The sequence below is a fragment of the Pontivivens nitratireducens genome, assembly GCF_011290545.1.
GTDB lineage: Bacteria > Pseudomonadota > Alphaproteobacteria > Rhodobacterales > Rhodobacteraceae > Pontivivens > Pontivivens nitratireducens.
Window position 1 is genome coordinate 117,859 of sequence record NZ_CP049811.1, and the last position, 17,452, is coordinate 135,310.

The window sequence follows — 17,452 nt, forward strand, 5'->3', positions numbered from 1 at the left end:
GTGCGCGCATTCCATGGAGTATGACCCGATGACCGACCTCGCAGAACTTGCACTGACATCCAAGGCCTGGCCCTTCGAGGAGGCGCGCAAGCTGGTCAAACGGTTCGAGAAGAAGCCGCCTCAAAAGGGCTTCGTCCTGTTTGAGACGGGCTACGGCCCGTCCGGTCTGCCCCATATCGGCACGTTCGGGGAGGTTGCGCGCACCACGATGGTGCGTCAGGCGTTCGAGACGCTGTCGGATATCCCGACGAAGCTGCTCTGCTTTTCGGACGATATGGACGGTCTGCGCAAGGTGCCCACGAACATACCGAATGGCGAAGTGCTGGAGCAGGATCTGAACCTGCCGCTGACCCGCGTGCGCGATCCGTTCGGCACGCATGACAGTTTCGGGGCGCATAACAACGCGCGGCTTATGGCGTTCCTCGATTCCTACGGGTTCGACTACGAATTCGCCTCCTCCACCGATTATTACCTCTCTGGCCGCTTCGATGAGATGTTGCAGCGCGCGCTGGAGCGGTTCGACAAACTGCTGTCGATCATGCTGCCCACTTTGGGGGAAGAACGCCGCGCGACCTACTCTCCGTTCCTGCCGGTGTCGCCCAAGACGGGCCATGTGTTGCAGGTTCCGACGCTGGAACGCAACGTGGCCAAAGGCACCATCGTCTATGCCGAGCCGGATGGCGAGCGCGTGGAAATCCCCGTTACCGGCGGCCACGTCAAGATGCAGTGGAAGCCGGACTGGGCGATGCGCTGGGCCGCACTGGGCGTGGATTATGAAATGTCGGGCAAGGATCTGATCGACAGTGTCACGCAGGCCAAGAAGATCTGTGCAGCCCTGGGTGAACCGCTGCCCGAAACGCTGACTTATGAGTTGTTCCTTGATTCCGCAGGGCAGAAGATTTCGAAGTCCAAGGGCAATGGTCTGAGCATGGAGGACTGGCTGACCTATGCCAGCCCCGAAAGCCTGTCACTGTTCATGTACCAAAAGCCGAAGACTGCGAAGCGATTGCATTTCGATGTGATCCCCAAGGCTGAGGATGAGTATCACCAGCATTTGCGTGCCTATGTGGATCAGGACGACGCCCAGCGATTAAACAATCCCGTGCATCATATCCATGGCGACACGGTGCCGGTCAGCGACATGGAGGTGACGTTCTCGATGCTGCTGAACCTCGCCTCGGTCGCGAATGCCGAGGACAAGGATGTTTTGTGGGGGTTTATCCGCAAATATGCGCCGAATGCGTCAGCTGAGAGCCATCCCGGGCTGGACCGCGCCGCAGCCCACGCGGTGCGCTATTTCCAGGACTTCGTGAAACCTGCCAAGGTCTACCGCTTGCCCACCGAACAGGAGCGCGCCGCGCTGAGCGATCTGCGCGAACGACTGGCGGCGTGGGACGGCCCGGTGGAGGCGGAAGCATTGCAATCCGAGGTCTTCGCTGTTGGCAAGGCGCATGGGTTTGAGCCGCTGCGCGCGTGGTTCGCGGCGATCTACGAGGTGCTGCTGGGAGCAACCCAGGGACCACGTTTCGGAGGATTCGTGGCGCTCTACGGCGTGAATGAAACGGTGGCCCTGATTGATCAGGCGCTGAACGGGGTCTTCGTCACCAACTGAGCCGTGAAACAAACAGGAGTGGTGGCGCGTAGCTTCCATAGAGTTTCGATATGTCGCTGCGGGACGCTTCGCTGCGGCATGCTATCGAAGCACCGGAGGAGGATCGTCATGCGCATACTACTCAGACTGATCGTCGTGCTCGCGCTGATGCTGCCCGGTGCGGCACGGGCGGATGAGGCGGCAGTACGCGACGTGATTGCCCAGCAGATCGACGCCTTTCAGCGCGATGATTTCGATGCGGCGTTCGCGCATGCCTCACCCATGATCCAGAACATGTTTGGCACCGCCGACGGTTTTGGCGCAATGATACGGGAGGGTTATCCGATGGTCTGGCGGCCCGCCTCCATTCGGTTCTCACTGTTACGGCAGGAGGGTGAAAGGTTCTTTCAACAGGTCGTGCTGGGAGGGGACACGCGCAGTTACGTCGCTGAATACGAAGTGGTGCAGGTGGACGGAATCTGGCGGATCAACGGCGTTCAACTGCTGCCCGAAAGTGGTACCGGGGCCTGAATTAACCCCACGTTAACGGGCATATGCGACAAAGACCTTCGCCGGATTCGTCCCGGTGATATTTTTCAGTGGAGATTTTCAGCACCGGCACAGTCGGCGCGATACCGATTTTCACTTCAAATCCTTCGCGCCCGTCGGGCGAAAGGATTTGATCGATGAACAAGGCAGTCACCGACGGTATCGACCTGATGCCGCCCGCATTTTCCGACGGTCTCTCCGTCTGGTCCAGTCAGGACGGATTGGCAGGTCAGGCGACCTATCAGGACGCCCCGAACGCGGCATTGGTTGCGGGGGATGCGGATTTTGGCGAATGCCTCGAAATCTTCAAGACCGACAGCGTGCAGCAACTGCGCTATACTGAACAGACTGCCATCACTCCAGGTTGCTATCTGCGCGTCTCCGCCCGGGTCAAGCTGGTCGGCGGCAATCGCCCCTCGGTTCGCATCGCGGCCTATCCCCTGACCAATGGCGGGGCAGAGGCAACGATGCCGACCACCGGCGACGCCGTCTTTCTGGAAACCTATGGCGAGGTTTACGAGGTCTCCGCAATCGTCGGCCAGGGCGCGCGCGGCGGGGTCGATCTGGTCTGGGCTCAGAATGTCGCCGGGGCACATTTTGGGCTGGACCTGATCGGCGACAACAATTGTTCCGTGCGGATTGAGAGCATCGTGATCGAGGACGCCACCTCCAACTTTCTGCGCAATCTGATGGATTGGGTGGATGTGCGCGATTACGGCGCGGTAGGCGATGGCGTCACCGACGATACCGATGCGTTCTATGCGGCCGACGCGGCCAGCGCCGGGCGCGATCTGCTGGTGCCTGAGGGCGAGTTCTATATCGGGTCGGAACTGACGCTGGACGCGCGGGTGCGGTTCACGGGAAAGATCGCGCATTCCTCACCCGGTCGGGTCGCACTGACGCATAACTACAATTACGACACCTATCTGGACGCATTTCAGGACGAACAGGTCGCGCTGGAACGCGCGCTGGGGGCGCTCTATGCCTTTACCGACCATGACAGCCTGGACCTGTGCGGACGTCAGATCCGCTTGACGCGCCCGGTGGATGTGCACGCCGCTGTGGGCGACCGCGACACGTTCGGAAACCGCCGCGCGATCCGCAATGGCTATCTGGAGGCGGCCAGTTCCTCCGCCTGGAACGAGGCCACAGCCACCTCCTCCGCCAGCTATGACAGCGCGAAACCGCTGGAACTGACCGATGTGGTCAACGTCGCGCAGATCGAACAGGGCAGCCTGGTCGAAGGCACCGGCGTGGGGCGTGAAGTTTATGTCCGCGAGGTCGATATCCCGAACGCGAAGCTGATCCTGAGCCAACCCCTCTATGCCGCAGCGGGCACGCAGACCTACAGCTTCACCCGGTTTCGCTACATGCTGGATTATTCGGGATTCACCTCGATCAACCGGCAATGCCTGATGCAGATCGAGTTTCTGTGCAACCGCCGGGCCTCCGCCGTGATGCTGGCGCAAAGCGGTACAGCCTGGCACATCCACGATTGCTGGTTCGTGCGGCCCAAGGATCGGGCCATCACCTCGATCGGGGAGGGTTGCAACGGCATCTCGATCGAGAGCAACGAATTTCTGTCACCGGATGGCGATCAGGATGTGGGACAGCGGACCTCCATCGCGTTCAACACCAACAAGAACGACATGAAGATCCGCAACAACCGCGCCGTGCAATTCCTGCATTTTGCCGTCGTGGCGGGTGGCGGGCATCTGTTCGTTGGCAACCACTGGTGGCAGGGTGACAATGCGGGGGAAGGCGCCGCACGCTCCGCCGGGGTCGTGCTGACCAACAAGAACGTCAAGACCGTGTTCACCGGTAACTACTGCGACAATGCGTTCATCGAACTGACCGATGAGCACAATGCCAACACGACAAACGACAATCCCTATGGAAACCTGACGATCACGGGCAATATCTTCACCTGTTCCGACGTGCTCAGGAGCTTTACCTATATCCGCATCGCCCCGATCGGAGCGAACCGGTATATCGACGGGATTTCAGTGACAGGCAATGCGTTCAAGACCATCGGGGGCGATATCATCCAGCGTGTGGACGATGTCGATACGGACCGGGGGACGCTGGACCCGACGCGCACGCGCGGCGTGACCTTTACGGGCAACGTCTATGAGAATGTTGTGATACGGACGCAAAACCCTGCGGCGGTGCCCTACACCAAGTTCGGGTCCGCGACGACCTGGACTGTTCCGACTGCGGGGCGTCTGCCCTTCGGCTTGAGGGCGTTGACGGTCGATGGGGTCAGTCCAACATACGCGATCAACTCCGGCTGGGACGGACGCCTGCCGCGCGTGGCGGTCAAGCAGGGCAGTTCCGCCGATGCGATCGGGCTGACCTGGTCCGAACCTGTGGGCGGCGGTGTCATCGTGCATGTCCGTTGCGATCTTCACAGTTGATCCTGCCCTCGAAGACGGAGGAGATTTCCGCGCGCAAGGCTCTTTTGTCGAGCGGTTTTGCCAGATAGCCGTCGAGGCCCGCACGCAGATAGCGTGCGGTGTCCTCGGGCATGGCGTCAGCGGTCAGGGCGATCACGGGAATCGAGGCCCATGCCGTGTTCGAGGCCCGGATGGCTTGAAATGTTTCCAGGCCGGACATCTGCGGCATGTTCATATCCAGCAGCACGAGGTCAAACTGGCCCCGAGCAAGAAGATCGAGCGCCTCGGCCCCGCTTGCCGCCTGCGTCGCGTTGAGGCCTTCCGCCTCGACGAACGCGGCGGCGACCATGCGATTGGTGGCGATATCGTCCACCACAAGGATGTTTCGCACAGCCATCGTCAGGGGATTTGCGGCGGTGTCGGTCGTGTCGGGCTGCTTCGGACCAGCCACCTGCGCTGTGAAGGTAAAGCGGAATGTCGCGCCCATCTGAGCATCGATCTGGGAAACCAACGTGATGTCCCCACCCATTTGCCGTGCGAGCATACGCGAGATGCTCAGCCCCAGACCAGCACCGCTCGGACGGTGGCAGGAGGATGAGGCGGGGGGAACGTCAGACTGGTATCCGCTTTCGAACAGATGGTGGCGCATTCCGGGCGGAACACCGATGCCCGTATCGCTGACCTCGATCTCCACCCGGACCTCGTCACCCTGCGCTTGCGCGGTCCTGACGGTCATGCTGACATTTCCGCGATCCGTGAACTTCAGCGCATTGTTCAGCAGATTGGTGGCGCATTGGCGTACCCGCAACGGATCGAAGATAAGGTCTTTTGGTATATTCCGCGCGAAGCGCAGTTCGAAGGACAGCCCCTTCGCGATCGCGACGGATCGGTGCAGCTCCGCTATGGCGGAGATCTCGTCCTTCAGGTTCGTGCGAACCGGACGCAATTCGATCATGCCCTGCTCGATCCGCGTCAGGTCCAACACGTCGTCCACCAGAGCCTTGAGACTGAACGATGCCCTTTGCAGCGCCGCGATGCGAACCGCAGAGGCCGGATGATGCGGTTGATCGTGCAACAGCTGGCTAACACCCATGATCGCGTTCAGCGGGGTGCGCAACTCATGACTCATCGTGGCGAGGAACTGACTTTTCGAGGTGCTCGCCGCCCGTGCGGCGTCGCTGGCAATCAGCAAAGCGCGCTGGAAGCGGTTGTAGGTAAACACTGCCAACATGAAATACGCGTTGAATGCGGTCACGCCTAGCAGACTTACGAGCAGAACCCCCACATCTGCTCTTTCAAAATATTGCAGTATTATCAAATAGTAGAAAGCGCAGATCAACGGGATGGTCGTGACAACTGCGAATCTCAAGTGGGGCGAACGGATCAGTGCGACGTGCAGGAATGTCGCCGTCAGGATCGAGACGCATATCACGCGCGGATACATGGTCCCCAGATGCCACATCATGACGACAGGCAACAGGACGCTGCTGACCGCGAGGGTCGAAGCGATCATCATCTGGGCGTAATGTTCTTTGCTGGGATTCTTGATGTATTTGCGTCCGATGCGATACTGCATGAGCTCACAAATATAATAGATCGCACCTGAATAGATGGCCGCCGACAGGTCCACGAAGTACAGGAAAATGATCAGCATCACGGTCGTGGCCGGGACGCGAAACCTCATATCGCTGTTCAGCACGGAAATCTGTCGCGTGACTTCGGCTGTAGTGGTTGTGGCCCCCGTCGGCACGTCGCATCGCCCCCTCTGCTGAGGGCCAGCATGCCATCCCACACAAGCGGTTTACAGCCCTTATCGCTACGTCACCCTCCGAATTTCTTCTGACTCTTGCCCCTGTAGTGCCGGGTTCCGCCCTTGCCTGCCGTGGAACGACCGGAGGCTCTCTTCGCATCAGTGACGGCCTGTTCCACCGCGCTTTGCCGGGCGAGCGGATCGTCCGCGATGGTCAGTTCGACCGTTTCCAGGCGCTTGACCTCATCGCGAATGCGGGCGGCCTCCTCGAATTCCAGGTTCTCGGCGGCCTTGATCATATCCTTGCGCAGCGCCTCCAGATGGGCGGCCAGGTTTTCGCCCACCATCGGCTTGTCCACCTTGACGGTGATGCGGCTCTGATCTGTATCGCCCTTGTAGAGACCGGCCAGAATGTCATCGACGTTCTTCTTGACGGTTTCGGGCGTTATTCCGTGTTCCTCGTTGTAGGCTTGCTGCTTCTCACGTCGGCGGTTGGTCTCTCCTATCGCCCGCTCCATTGAGCCGGTGATGCGGTCGGCATACATAATAACGCGCCCATCGGCATTCCGGGCCGCCCGCCCGATCGTCTGCACCAGCGAGGTTTCGGAGCGCAGAAAGCCCTCCTTGTCCGCGTCCAGAATCGCGACGAGGCCGCACTCGGGGATATCCAGACCCTCACGCAGCAGGTTGATGCCCACCAGAACATCGAACGCGCCCAAGCGCAGGTCGCGCAGGATCTCGATCCGTTCCACCGTGTCGATATCCGAGTGCATGTAGCGGATGCGGATGCCCTGCTCGTGGAAATATTCCGTCAAATCCTCGGCCATGCGCTTGGTCAGAACAGTCACCAGAACCCGCATTCCCTGCGCTGCAACGATGCGGATTTCGTCCATCAGGTCATCGACCTGCATTTCCACTGGCCGAATCTCGACAGGCGGATCCAGCAGGCCGGTGGGGCGGATCACCTGTTCGGTAAAGACGCCGCCCGCCTGCTCCAGCTCCCACGCGGCGGGGGTGGCGGAAACATAGATGGATTGCGGGCGCATCGCGTCCCACTCCTCGAATTTCAACGGTCTGTTGTCCATGCAGGACGGCAGGCGGAATCCGTGTTCGGCCAGGGTGAACTTGCGCCGGTAATCGCCCTTGTACATGCCGCCGATCTGGGGGACCGAAACATGGCTTTCGTCGGCGAAGACGATGGCATTGTCGGGGATGTATTCGAACAGGGTGGGCGGCGGCTCGCCGGGCGCGCGGCCCGTCAGGTAGCGCGAATAGTTCTCGATCCCATTGCACACACCGGTTGCCTCCAGCATTTCCAGATCGAACTGGGTGCGTTGTTCCAGGCGCTGCGCCTCCAGCAACTTGCCCTCGTTTACCAACTGATCGAGCCGCTGCCTCAGCTCCTTCTTGATGCCGACGATGGCCTGCGCGATGGTCGGGCGCGGGGTCACGTAGTGCGAATTGGCGTAGATGCGGACCTTGTCCATCGTGCCGGTCTTCGCTCCTGTCAGGGGGTCGAACTCGGTGATGCTTTCCAGTTCCTCGCCAAAGAAGCTGAGCTTCCAGGCGCGATCGTCCATATGGGCGGGCCAGATCTCAACGGTATCGCCGCGCACGCGAAACGAACCGCGCTGAAAGGCAGCATCGTTGCGCTTGTATTGCTGGGCGACCAGATCGGCCATGACCTTGCGCTGGTCATAGCTTTGCCCGACGACGACATCTTGCGTCATCGCGCTGTAAGTCTCGACCGAGCCGATGCCGTAGATGCACGACACCGATGCCACGATAATCACGTCATCGCGTTCGAGCAGGGCGCGCGTGGCCGAATGGCGCATCCGGTCGATCTGCTCGTTTATCTGCGATTCCTTCTCGATATAGGTGTCGGAGCGCGCGACATAGGCCTCCGGCTGGTAATAATCGTAGTAGCTAACGAAATACTCGACGGCGTTGTCCGGGAAGAACCCCTTGAACTCACCGTAGAGCTGCGCCGCCAAGGTCTTGTTGGGGGCGAGGATGATGGCGGGACGCTGCGTCTCCTCGATGACCTTGGCCATGGTGAACGTCTTGCCCGTACCCGTGGCGCCCAACAGAACCTGATCCTGTTCGCCACCCTTCACCCCGTCTGACAGCTCGACAATCGCCGTGGGTTGATCGCCGGCGGGGGAGAAGTCGGTTCGCATCACGAATTTGCGCCCACCCTCCAACTTGGGCTGTTCGGGGCGGACGACTTCAGGAAGCGTGATGGTGTCGTTCATGTTTTTCCCCTCGGCTGCACTGATGAGATATAGCGAGGATTGCACATGCTTCAATCACCCGCGCGGCCTCCGGTAATGACTAAAATTGAATCGATCTCTTGCAAAAAGCGAATTGTCAGAGTGTGGCGCGCCCCTATGTTCTGAAGTGCAAGCAGCAGAGCCGTCGGTGTCTGGCAATACCACCACCTACCCACGCTCCCTTGTCAGGGATCGACGGCGTCTTGTCCTCACGTTTCGGTCGAAACGTCTTCCGATACATTCCACGAACCGTATTCAACGGCTTTATTCCGTGGCGGAATTCCATGGCGGGAAATTTGCGCGGCAATTGCAGAAAATTCATCTGAAATGATTCTTTTTCTGAATCGGCGGGAACTTGCCGACGGATGCCGAGTTGATACTGCATACAACGAATAAATTATGTTATTTCAATGGAGTGTATAATGCGTACCCTTGTGAACGCCCTGTTTGGCTTGTCTGCTCTTTTCACCTTGATCATTGCGACAACCGCCCCCAGACCGGCGGAAGCAGAACTGGCCGCCGTGGCTTCTGCCTTTACCAACGGAGTCGGCGCAGCGGGCAGCGGTTACCTTGATACGCTCTACCTGACCCAGCAAAGCAACGTTGAGCGTGGCTTCGTCGTCGCATCGGCCGATTGAAGACAGCAGGCGCGCCGGAATGCGCGCCAGACACTTCCAATCCACATCACGCCCGCGCCCCTTGCGCGCGCGTTATTTTTTGCACATACCCTATAGCGGAATTCTAATTGGGATATGATCCATGTTTGCCCGTATCTATCAGCCAGCAAGAGCCGCTATGACCTCCGGAACGGCGAATCTGAACCACTGGGTTCTGGAATTCGAAGCCGCTCAGGCGAAAAGACGTGATCCTTTGATGGGCTGGCAGGGATCGGGGGATACGAACGGTCAGGTACATATGCAGTTCGACACCCGCGAGGCGGCTATCGAGTATGCACGGCGGCACGGAATTCCGCATCAGGTCATGGAGCCCAAGAAACGCAAGCCGAACATCAGAAATCGCGGTTACGGCGACAATTTCGCCCATAACCGTCGGGGCGCCTGGACCCACTGACCCCCTACGGCCCCTTAGCTCAGCTGGATAGAGCAGGTGACTTCTAATCATCAGGTCGGGGGTTCGAATCCTCCAGGGGTCGCCATTTGCTTTCGTTGTTGTAGATGGCGCATATGAATGCGCAAAATGGCGTTTTTCCATGCGCACCGTGTCAAGCGTTTTTTTTCGGCAATTCCCGAAGAAAAGCGCAAACATCTGGTAAATATAAATTATATTAAGATTCAAATCTCACGAGCATCGGATGGGGGAAACGCCCCGAGTGGCCATAGGACCGATGACACGGAGTTCCCAAGAGCGTCGATGAGACTAAAGATTGTACAATCAGCAGGCCCAGTGACTGAGGCGGGCATCCTGACCACGGCACGATTCACATTTCGACTGACTGAAATTCCCGAATTGTCCCAGTGACAGGTCGTGACCTGCCGGCCCGTCCAGCGAGGTTGCGAGAAAGCCACTTCAGCCTAGAGCTGAACTTCACTGAGGTGGTCACCGCTACGGTGCCTCGTCCTGCTGACCGGCCCATACCGGACTTTTGTCGTCTTTGTCGCTGCTGCAGTCGTTCGGGACCCCGCGCTTCAACCGTTTCACCTAACATAGACTACCTTGGCTTCGTCACGGCCAGCGACGGGCATGGATACACCCCAAGGATAGGCGACAGGCTCGCCGCGCTCATACTGATAAACTACGATTTCCGGCAGGTTCCGCTTATCGTAGCGCCTACCAAATGTGAAAACCACGCTGTTCGGTGCGGCCAGCACCAGATGCAACCGCTTCACGCCTTTCCCGGCGAGGTTCTTCACGACCTCCAGAAATTCCTGGGCCAGGCGGTTCTGCTTTTGTTGCGACCAGTGTCCGTCCGAAGATATGCCATCAAGGGTAAGTCTGATCCTTGGGAAGTTAAAAGTCGTCGCCAACTCGTCATCTTGAATCGGATATGAAAATGCCGTTGCTAATACGACTTCTGGCGCACCCTCGATCGCTTCGACCCCGTCCACATGAAATTGGGCGCCGTCGTCAGGGCCTTCGATCTTGCGCCATGCTTCCTGAGTGCGGTCCCAGTCATACGTGATGATGCTTCCTTCATCGTCGAGCAACACGCCCGTCAGGAATGTGTAGGGGACCGATGTCAGCCCGCCATAAATCGTCCTAAGATCAGCTCTGTCTCCATCCTTCTTGCTCTGCAAACAGATCGGTGCATTGACGTTATCTCTTGCAGGGCTCTTTCTGGCGCGATCACCAGGCCGTCCAATCTGTTTCTCAAGTCCAGCAAAACGGGCACCACTGTGCCCTTCTGGTGTTTCGCCACCTTGTCTGCCAGTGGGTTGCCGTCGTCGTCCCGCAAACCGCGCGCCTCGATAACCATATTCCGCAACTTCGATCGCGCCCGGGCCTCTCCCACGAAGCTGACAGTCGCAAATGCAAGGCCGGCGGCTATGAGAAGGAGCGCGACTCCAAAGATGAGGACATCGATGGTTTCGAGTGCGGTTTCAAAGCGGACAACGCCTTCTGGAAGGGCCCCAAGCACAAATCGCAAAAACTCAAGGATCAAGGGCACGCCACCAAAGATCGCGATCAATAGACCTACGCCTGTTCCGATTAGGAACCGCTCGATTGTCGTGACGCGAAACCACCAGTCGATGAGCTTGGTAAGAAAGTTGTCGAAGTGTCGTCTTAGCATTTGTGAATAGGTCTTTCTTCTAAGGGTTCGACTCCACACGTGCGACGCTTACCACGGACGGTGAATGGCCGCGCACAAAGAGATGTGCGCTGCATTCAAAGCCCCAATTCCATCTCAGCCGACTGATGAAGAGCACGGCAAAATCAACGCCTCCAGAGCCGTCGACGAGATCTTGCATGGCATGTATATCTTGAAGACTGGGGTGTACGCTGAAGCTTGGGTGGCTGTGCCATTCGCCCAGATAGTTGAAGCGACCGTACTCTCCGCCCGTTCTTTCAAAGAAGGCCGAAAGGGCCTCATCATGCTGATCGGCGTCGCGCACAAATTGGGCACGCGTCCCGCTGGAGGTGTCTACGCTGAAATCAACAATCTGGAACTCTTCGTCGCCGACCTCTTCGCCCATCAAAACCCCGCCGATCTCACGTGACCCTGACTTAAGAAGATGGCGTCGCATTCGTCGCAGAACATCAGTCGGTAACTGCAACTGCTGAAGTGGTCCCAGAAAACTGGACAGTTGGCTAAGGTGTATCCCGAACCTTTGAAGGGATACGAGAATGGCGAAGCGCCGGAAGTTTACAGACCAGTTTAAGGCCAAGATCGCGTTGGAAGCGCTGCGTGGCGACAAGACGATCCAGGAGATCGCCGCGAAGCATCAGTTGCATCCGAACCAGATCAGCACGTGGAAGCGTCAGGCTGTCGAAGGCATGGCCGATGTGTTTGCGCGTGGCGGCAGGCCGGAAGGGCCGACAGAAGCAGAAATCAAGGAGCTCCATGCCAAGATCGGGAGGCTGGCCGTCGAGAACGATTTTTTGTCCGAAGGGCTGAAGCGGTGAGCCCGGAGAAGAAACGCGCGATGATCAAACGGGATCATCCTGAACTGAGCATAAGCCAGCAGTGCAAACTGGTGCGGCTGAGCCGGTCGGCCTTCTACTACACGCCGGTCGGTGTTGATGCGGACACGCTGGGATGATGAAAGAGATCGACCGGATATTCACCAAATACCCGTTCTTCGGCAGCCGCCAGATCGCTGCCTACATGCGGCGGGAAGGAACCATTGTCGGACGTCATCGCATCAGGCGGCTGATGGCCAAGATGGGCCTGCAAGCGATTTACAAACGCCCTCGGACCAGCCAGCCCCATCCTCAGCACCCGGTCTATCCGTACCTGCTCAGAGAGATGCAGATCGACCGGCCCAACCAGGTCTGGTGCGCCGACATTACCTTCATGCCGGTGCGAAACGGGTTCTTGTATCTGGTCGCCATCATGGATTGGGCGTCGCGCAAGGTTCTGAGCTGGCGCTTGTCGAACACAATGCACGCCGACTTCTGTGTGGAGGCCCTGCACGAGGCCATCGCCAAACACGGCCCTCCCGAGATCATGAATACCGATCAGGGCAGCCAGTTCACCGGTTCGGCCTGGATCACGACGCTGACCGAAGCGGGCATACGTATCTCAATGGACGGTCGCGGTAGATACCTCGACAACATCTTCATTGAGCGCCTGTGGCGGAGCTTGAAACAGGAAGCGATCTACCTCGAAGAGATCAATGACGGCTTCCAGGCCCGAAAGGTCGTCAAAAACTGGATGGCATTCTACAACAGCGAACGCCCCCATTCCGCGCGTGATCGGCTGACGCCCGAGGACGCATATTGGGCAGGCTTGGAAGAGCAAAGAGCAGCATGAAATCTAAACCCGATACACCTTAGAAAAGCTGCAAAACTGTCCGAAAAGGTGGGACCACTTCACCCTAATGGAATGGGCCGAAAACAAGGGCATCGCCTTGGCCCACATTCAGCCGGGGAAACCGCAGCAGAACGCTTATGTCGAGCGCTACAACCGGACGGTCCGGCACGAATGGCTGGACCTCCACATCTTCGAAAGCATCGACGAGGTGCAGCAGATTGCTACTGAATGGCTCTGGTCTTACAACCATGAACGCCCCAACATGGGCAACGGCGGGATGACCCCCGCCCAGAAACTGAGAATGGCCGCGTAAATTCTACGGCCAAGCCCCCGCAAAAATGGGGGGATTACCGCTCAAAAGTATCCCGATCGACAAGTAGCCCTCGGGCTTTGCCATCATTGTCCAAGTAGCGCCGTAAGGCGATGGAGTAAGGTGAATTTGCCACGGCCAATTTGCCCTCATCCTACTTGAGGATCGATGACCTTCAAAAGGAGGCCGACCGACTCGCGCACGTGGAATACATCCCCATGGCGCGCACCGGACCAACGATCGCCCCGGGCAGTATCATGGATCGAGTTCCAGGGCATTCACCCATGATCCCGGAACTCCCTCACGAGGGGGAAAACGTGAACCCTGAAAATACCGGACCTGAAACGCCTCCTTCGAAAGCCCATCCCAACACCGAGGAAGCAGCTATGGATATCGCGCCCGACACCCGACTGGCCCGTTCCTTCAAGCCTATCACGGAGAGTAAATTGTGAACGAATTCGTCATCCCTGAGGTCCGCAATACGGTAGCCGATACCGTCGACTGTGTCTTTCCACTCGAACGGGCAGTACGCCTCAGAGATGAGTTTGCCCGCGTGTTCAGCCAGCACCTTGGATCTCTTGAAAGTGGGTCACGGTTTGAAACGGAAAGCATTCTTGTCACCGGACAGTCCGGAAGTGGCAAGACCAAGGAAATCGCTGAACTCTTGAAGCGGTTCAACAGCAGCGAAATCCCGTTGCCTTCGGGTCGTTCAGCCCTGTTCGCCGAATGCATCCTGACGGGCACCCAAGGCTGGAAGGATTTGGGCCGCAATACCATCCGCGCCATCGGCTATCCTCTCGACGACAGATCGCGCTCACCCAAGCAGAAATCTGGGACCGCGTCGTCACCGAGGCAAAGTTGGCCGGTGTTGTCGGCATCCACTATGATGAAGCACAGCATATTTTCCGCAAGAAGAGCGACACGGACCGGCTTGCGGTTCTTGATTCTTTCAAGACCCTCATGAAGTCGCACGATTGGCCGCTGATCCTTATCTTCTCCGGTGTTCCTGAACTCAACGGATATCTTCGCCAGGAGCCCCAACTCTATCGCTTGGTCAACCGCATCCAGTTCGACGACGTCTCGTTGCCGGAGGACTATGAAACGGTCCACGAGATTGTCGGAAGCTATGCCATCAAGTCGGGGATTGGGGTGGGCGAGACCATTCCTACCGAAGAGTTCTATGATCGCCTCGTCGCCGCCGGTGCCTTTCGTTGGGGGCTCATCATCAAGCTTACCATCAGCGCGATCAGCGCGGCCCGTGTCGCGGGCGCAAATACTCTCATGATTGACCACTTCATCGACGCATGGGTCGCGAAGACGCAAGCGAACCGTGCCGCAACCCCGTTCACCCACACCAGGTTCGAGACCATGTACCGGAAGGATCATCCTTTCGTCGAAGCCCTGACTGGCTGAACACCACAACAGCTCAAGAGCCCGAAGGCCCGCGTCCCCCCGACGCGGGCTTTTTCGTGTTTTCGGCTCCGTTCACCCTGGGCGAAAAGTTCCAAAAAAATCTGCGCGTACTATTGGTTTCCTGCGCAGGCTATTGGTTTATCGCGATTTTTCGAACCGGATAACATCTTGAGAACACGAAAGGAATCATAGGCGCATGTTCACACTACGTTCTTTTCGCGCGCACTTCTGGTTTCTCTGGCAGTTGTGCCCGTGCATTGTAACTTTTCACGTTTGCCAGCTTTCATGCGCCGTTCCTGACAACGTGAAACTGTCAGGGGCACTCATATGGCAAGCGCGGGAAAACGCGCTATTCTGTCTGTCGTAACAAGATGGAGAAACCGGTGCGCATTCTTATATCCGCCCTTGCCATGCTGGCCGTGACGGCCTGCGAACCCACCTTTCAGGTGCCTGACGCCGCGGGCGCCGTGGCCCCGCCTGCAACTGCCGCGCCTGCGGCGAACAGATCGCTGTCGCAGGGGGAGGACCTAATGCGTCAGGTTGCTCAACGCATTGAGCCGATTGCAGAAAGCACCTGCCGTGCCGAAACGGGTCGCAGCGGCAATTTCTGCGATTTCCAGTTTCAAATCGCGGCGGGCGATCAGCCCAACGCCTTTCAGACCTTCCAGAACGGCTACCCTCTGATCGTGTTCAACGAGGCGATGCTGCGCACCGTGCGCAACGCCAATGAGGTGGCCTTCATCATGAGCCACGAGGCAGGTCACCACATCGCCGGGCATTTGCAACGTCGCCAGCAACAGGTCGGCCTCGGCGGGCTGGCCGGGGCGCTGATCCTGGCGGGACTTGGCGGTGATGCGCAGGCCGGCGCGGACCTTGGCCAGCAGATCGGCGGACGCGCCTATTCGCAGAGCTTCGAGCTGGAGGCCGACGTTCTGGGCACCTATATCGCGGAGCTTGCGGGCTATGATCCCGTTGACGGCGCGGCCAGCTTTGCCCGTTTTGCCGGGTCCAGCTCCATTCTTGCCACGCACCCCCCCGGCGCGCAGCGCTATGGCACCGTCATCGCCACCGCCCAACAGATCGAGGCCCAGCGCGCGCAGGGTTTGACGCCTACCATACCGCGCAACTGAGCCCGCAACTGAGATTGAGGAGTTGCGCGGACGTGCCCGTGCACCTACCTCCGGTTCACGCCTGTAAACGAATCGAGGATACACCATGTCCCTGCGCATCAACGATACCGCCCCCGACTTCACCGCCGACACGACTGAGGGTGAGGTAAAGTTTCACGACTGGATCGGTGACGGTTACGCCGTTCTGTTCAGTCACCCGAAGGATTTCACACCGGTCTGCACCACCGAACTGGGCGCGATGGCCGGTATGATCGACGAGTTCGAGAAGCGGAACACCAAGGTGATCGGAATCTCCGTTGATCCGGTCGAGGATCACCAGCGGTGGAAGGCCGATATCGAAACCGTATCGGGATCAACCGTCAGCTATCCAATGATCGGCGATACCGACCTGAAGGTGGCCAAGGCCTTCGACATGCTGCCCGCGGAAGAGACAGCGGGTGAGGAGCGCACAGCCGCGACCAACGCCACGGTACGCTCGGTCTTCGTGATCGGACCGGACAAGAAGGTGAAGCTGTCGCTGACCTATCCCATGACAACGGGCCGCAATTTCGCGGAAATCCTGCGCGCCATAGACTCGATCCAGCTGACCGCAGAACACAAGGTCGCGACCCCCGCGGACTGGAAGCAGGGCGATGACGTCATCATCACCCCCGCCGTCAGCGATGAGGAAGCAGAACAGAAGTTCGGATCGTTCGAGCGCATCCTGCCCTATCTGCGCAAGACGAAGCAGCCGGTCTGAACCGAACCGAAGCGACTATGATCGAGGGGGCCACGCGCCCCCTCTTTCGTCAGGTGTCACGTTCGCGGGACGTTGACGCAAGACTGCCATTGGGGTGAGAAGGAGGCGAACGCCTCGTCCCCCTCAAACCGCGTGGTAAACCTCATGAAACGCTCCCAAATCAATCAGATCCTTGCGGATGCCGCCGCGTTCATCGCGCAGCATGGCCAGCACCTTCCCGGTTTTGCAAACTGGTCGCCCGAGGATCTGGTGGCGCGCGTGCGCAGCGATGCGCGGCAGATCATGGACCGCCGTCTTGGTTGGGACATTACCGATTACGGCGCCGGGCGGTTTGACGAGATGGGATTGTTCCTGTTCACCACCCGCAACGGCGATCTTTCGGAACGCGACAGTGGCACCGGTATGCTCTACGCGGAGAAGATCATGATCTCGCGCCGCGATCAGCTCAGCCCGATGCACACCCATGTGCACAAGGTCGAGGATATCATAAACCGGGGCGGGGCGACGCTGGCCATCGAGTTGTTCGGCTCGGACGATGCGGGCAACTTCGCGCAGGATCGCGGTTGCACCGTCGCGTGCGACGGCATCGCGCGCACCGTCGCACCTGGTGACAAGTTGATGCTCGCCCCCGGCGAGAGCGTCACCCTGCGCCCCGGCGACTGGCATGCCTTCTGGGGTGAGGGCGGCGACGTCCTGATCGGTGAGGTTTCGACCGTCAATGACGATCTGACCGACAACATCTTCCGCGAACCCATTGGACGGTTCGCCACCATCGAGGCGGACGTCGCGCCAACCCATCTTCTGGTATCCGATTATGACGATTGGGTGACCCAGGGCTAAAGCTCTCGACAGTCCGGCGCCATGGGAAT

Annotated in this window: 16 protein-coding genes, 1 tRNA gene and 2 pseudogenes; 14 read left to right on the forward strand and 5 right to left on the reverse strand. The window is 58.8% G+C overall.

All coding sequences use genetic code 11. The features are described from left to right. Nucleotides 1–28 precede the first annotated feature (28 nt). The 3 genes from G8E03_RS00590 to G8E03_RS00600 all read left to right on the forward strand — a co-directional run bounded on the left by G8E03_RS00590 (nucleotide 29) and on the right by G8E03_RS00600 (nucleotide 4,557). On the forward strand, nucleotides 29–1,612 hold the full coding sequence (locus tag G8E03_RS00590) for a lysine--tRNA ligase (RefSeq protein ID WP_166187441.1): 1,584 nt from the start codon (nucleotides 29–31) through the stop codon (nucleotides 1,610–1,612). A 108-nt stretch (nucleotides 1,613–1,720) separates the two neighbouring features. Beyond that, nucleotides 1,721–2,122, forward strand: coding sequence for a DUF4864 domain-containing protein (locus G8E03_RS00595; protein WP_166187444.1), 402 nt, complete (start codon nucleotides 1,721–1,723; stop codon nucleotides 2,120–2,122). 155 nt (nucleotides 2,123–2,277) lie between these two features. Continuing rightward, nucleotides 2,278–4,557, forward strand: coding sequence for a glycosyl hydrolase family 28-related protein (locus G8E03_RS00600; RefSeq protein WP_166187446.1), 2,280 nt, complete (start codon nucleotides 2,278–2,280; stop codon nucleotides 4,555–4,557). Here G8E03_RS00600 and G8E03_RS00605 read toward each other — a convergent pair. Together G8E03_RS00605 and uvrB are read right to left on the reverse strand one after the other, a co-directional pair. Beyond that, complete coding sequence (locus G8E03_RS00605) at nucleotides 4,523–6,220, reverse strand: response regulator (RefSeq protein ID WP_166187448.1); 1,698 nt, start codon at nucleotides 6,218–6,220, stop codon at nucleotides 4,523–4,525. The genes G8E03_RS00600 and G8E03_RS00605 overlap by 35 nt on opposite strands. 137 nt (nucleotides 6,221–6,357) lie before the next feature. Continuing rightward, a complete protein-coding gene (gene uvrB / locus G8E03_RS00610) occupies nucleotides 6,358–8,541 on the reverse strand; it encodes an excinuclease ABC subunit UvrB (RefSeq protein WP_166187450.1) in 2,184 nt (727 codons plus the stop codon). A 440-nt stretch (nucleotides 8,542–8,981) separates the two neighbouring features. Between uvrB and G8E03_RS00615 the strand changes: the two genes are divergently transcribed. The 3 genes from G8E03_RS00615 (at nucleotide 8,982) to G8E03_RS00625 (ending at nucleotide 9,715) form a co-directional block, all read left to right on the forward strand. Further along, entirely contained in the window at nucleotides 8,982–9,197 is a 216-nt protein-coding gene (locus G8E03_RS00615; protein ID WP_166187452.1) for a hypothetical protein, read from the forward strand. A 121-nt stretch (nucleotides 9,198–9,318) separates the two neighbouring features. Next, the gene (locus tag G8E03_RS00620; protein WP_166187455.1) at nucleotides 9,319–9,630 is read left to right on the forward strand and encodes an ETC complex I subunit; all 312 of its coding nucleotides are present in this window, start codon (nucleotides 9,319–9,321) and stop codon (nucleotides 9,628–9,630) included. An 8-nt stretch (nucleotides 9,631–9,638) separates the two neighbouring features. After that, nucleotides 9,639–9,715 (forward strand) — tRNA-Arg (locus tag G8E03_RS00625). A 499-nt stretch (nucleotides 9,716–10,214) separates the two neighbouring features. Here the strand turns inward: G8E03_RS00625 and G8E03_RS00630 are convergent. From G8E03_RS00630 to G8E03_RS00640, 3 genes are read right to left on the reverse strand one after another with little or no spacing between them, the layout of a single operon-like run. Continuing rightward, nucleotides 10,215–10,814: an SAVED domain-containing protein gene (locus tag G8E03_RS00630; protein ID WP_166187457.1), complete on the reverse strand. Its 600-nt coding sequence runs from the start codon at nucleotides 10,812–10,814 to the stop codon at nucleotides 10,215–10,217. Then, nucleotides 10,757–11,308, reverse strand: a complete 552-nt coding sequence (locus tag G8E03_RS00635) for a hypothetical protein (RefSeq protein WP_166187460.1) — start codon at nucleotides 11,306–11,308, stop codon at nucleotides 10,757–10,759. The genes G8E03_RS00630 and G8E03_RS00635 overlap by 58 nt, the downstream gene beginning before the upstream one ends. Before the next feature lie 19 nt (nucleotides 11,309–11,327). Beyond that, nucleotides 11,328–11,762, reverse strand: coding sequence for a Mov34/MPN/PAD-1 family protein (locus tag G8E03_RS00640; RefSeq protein ID WP_166187462.1), 435 nt, complete (start codon nucleotides 11,760–11,762; stop codon nucleotides 11,328–11,330). A gap of 100 nt (nucleotides 11,763–11,862) precedes the next feature. Between G8E03_RS00640 and G8E03_RS00645 the strand changes: the two are divergent. From G8E03_RS00645 to G8E03_RS00675, 8 genes and pseudogenes are all read left to right on the forward strand, one after another. Continuing rightward, nucleotides 11,863–12,991 (forward strand): annotated as a pseudogene (locus G8E03_RS00645) (IS3 family transposase). A gap of 64 nt (nucleotides 12,992–13,055) precedes the next feature. Continuing rightward, a pseudogene (locus tag G8E03_RS00650) lies at nucleotides 13,056–13,304 on the forward strand (integrase core domain-containing protein); the annotation flags it as partial. 281 nt (nucleotides 13,305–13,585) lie between these two features. Beyond that, entirely contained in the window at nucleotides 13,586–13,753 is a 168-nt protein-coding gene (locus G8E03_RS00655) for a hypothetical protein (protein WP_166187464.1), read from the forward strand. Further along, nucleotides 13,750–14,265 (forward strand): P-loop NTPase family protein, encoded by a 516-nt coding sequence (locus G8E03_RS17360; protein ID WP_240910377.1) that lies wholly within the window; start codon nucleotides 13,750–13,752, stop codon nucleotides 14,263–14,265. Before G8E03_RS00655 ends, G8E03_RS17360 begins: the two co-directional genes overlap by 4 nt. Continuing rightward, nucleotides 14,160–14,714 (forward strand): hypothetical protein, encoded by a 555-nt coding sequence (locus tag G8E03_RS17365; RefSeq protein ID WP_240910378.1) that lies wholly within the window; start codon nucleotides 14,160–14,162, stop codon nucleotides 14,712–14,714. Before G8E03_RS17360 ends, G8E03_RS17365 begins: the two co-directional genes overlap by 106 nt. Before the next feature lie 383 nt (nucleotides 14,715–15,097). Beyond that, a complete protein-coding gene (locus G8E03_RS00665) occupies nucleotides 15,098–15,844 on the forward strand; it encodes a M48 family metalloprotease (RefSeq protein ID WP_166187474.1) in 747 nt (248 codons plus the stop codon). Nucleotides 15,845–15,929: 85 nt separating this feature from the next. Then, a complete protein-coding gene (locus G8E03_RS00670; protein ID WP_166187476.1) occupies nucleotides 15,930–16,583 on the forward strand; it encodes a peroxiredoxin in 654 nt (217 codons plus the stop codon). A 144-nt stretch (nucleotides 16,584–16,727) separates the two neighbouring features. Next, a complete protein-coding gene (locus G8E03_RS00675) occupies nucleotides 16,728–17,423 on the forward strand; it encodes a D-lyxose/D-mannose family sugar isomerase (protein ID WP_166187478.1) in 696 nt (231 codons plus the stop codon). Nucleotides 17,424–17,452: the final 29 nt, after the last annotated feature.

Excerpts from the sequence above, each read along its gene's own strand:
- G8E03_RS00670 (WP_166187476.1), top strand. The coding sequence starts at position 15,930 with ATGTCCCTGCGCATCAACGATACCGCCCCCGACTTCACCGCCGACACG.
- G8E03_RS00620 (WP_166187455.1), top strand. The coding sequence starts at position 9,319 with ATGTTTGCCCGTATCTATCAGCCAGCAAGAGCCGCTATGACCTCCGGA.
- G8E03_RS00605 (WP_166187448.1), bottom strand. The coding sequence starts at position 6,220 with ATGAGGTTTCGCGTCCCGGCCACGACCGTGATGCTGATCATTTTCCTG.
- G8E03_RS00640 (WP_166187462.1), bottom strand. The coding sequence starts at position 11,762 with ATGCGACGCCATCTTCTTAAGTCAGGGTCACGTGAGATCGGCGGGGTT.
- G8E03_RS00600 (WP_166187446.1), top strand. The coding sequence starts at position 2,278 with ATGAACAAGGCAGTCACCGACGGTATCGACCTGATGCCGCCCGCATTT.
- uvrB (WP_166187450.1), bottom strand. The coding sequence starts at position 8,541 with ATGAACGACACCATCACGCTTCCTGAAGTCGTCCGCCCCGAACAGCCC.
- G8E03_RS00590 (WP_166187441.1), top strand. The coding sequence starts at position 29 with ATGACCGACCTCGCAGAACTTGCACTGACATCCAAGGCCTGGCCCTTC.
- G8E03_RS00655 (WP_166187464.1), top strand. The coding sequence starts at position 13,586 with ATGATCCCGGAACTCCCTCACGAGGGGGAAAACGTGAACCCTGAAAAT.
- G8E03_RS00595 (WP_166187444.1), top strand. The coding sequence starts at position 1,721 with ATGCGCATACTACTCAGACTGATCGTCGTGCTCGCGCTGATGCTGCCC.
- G8E03_RS00635 (WP_166187460.1), bottom strand. The coding sequence starts at position 11,308 with ATGCTAAGACGACACTTCGACAACTTTCTTACCAAGCTCATCGACTGG.
- G8E03_RS00675 (WP_166187478.1), top strand. The coding sequence starts at position 16,728 with ATGAAACGCTCCCAAATCAATCAGATCCTTGCGGATGCCGCCGCGTTC.
- G8E03_RS00615 (WP_166187452.1), top strand. The coding sequence starts at position 8,982 with ATGCGTACCCTTGTGAACGCCCTGTTTGGCTTGTCTGCTCTTTTCACC.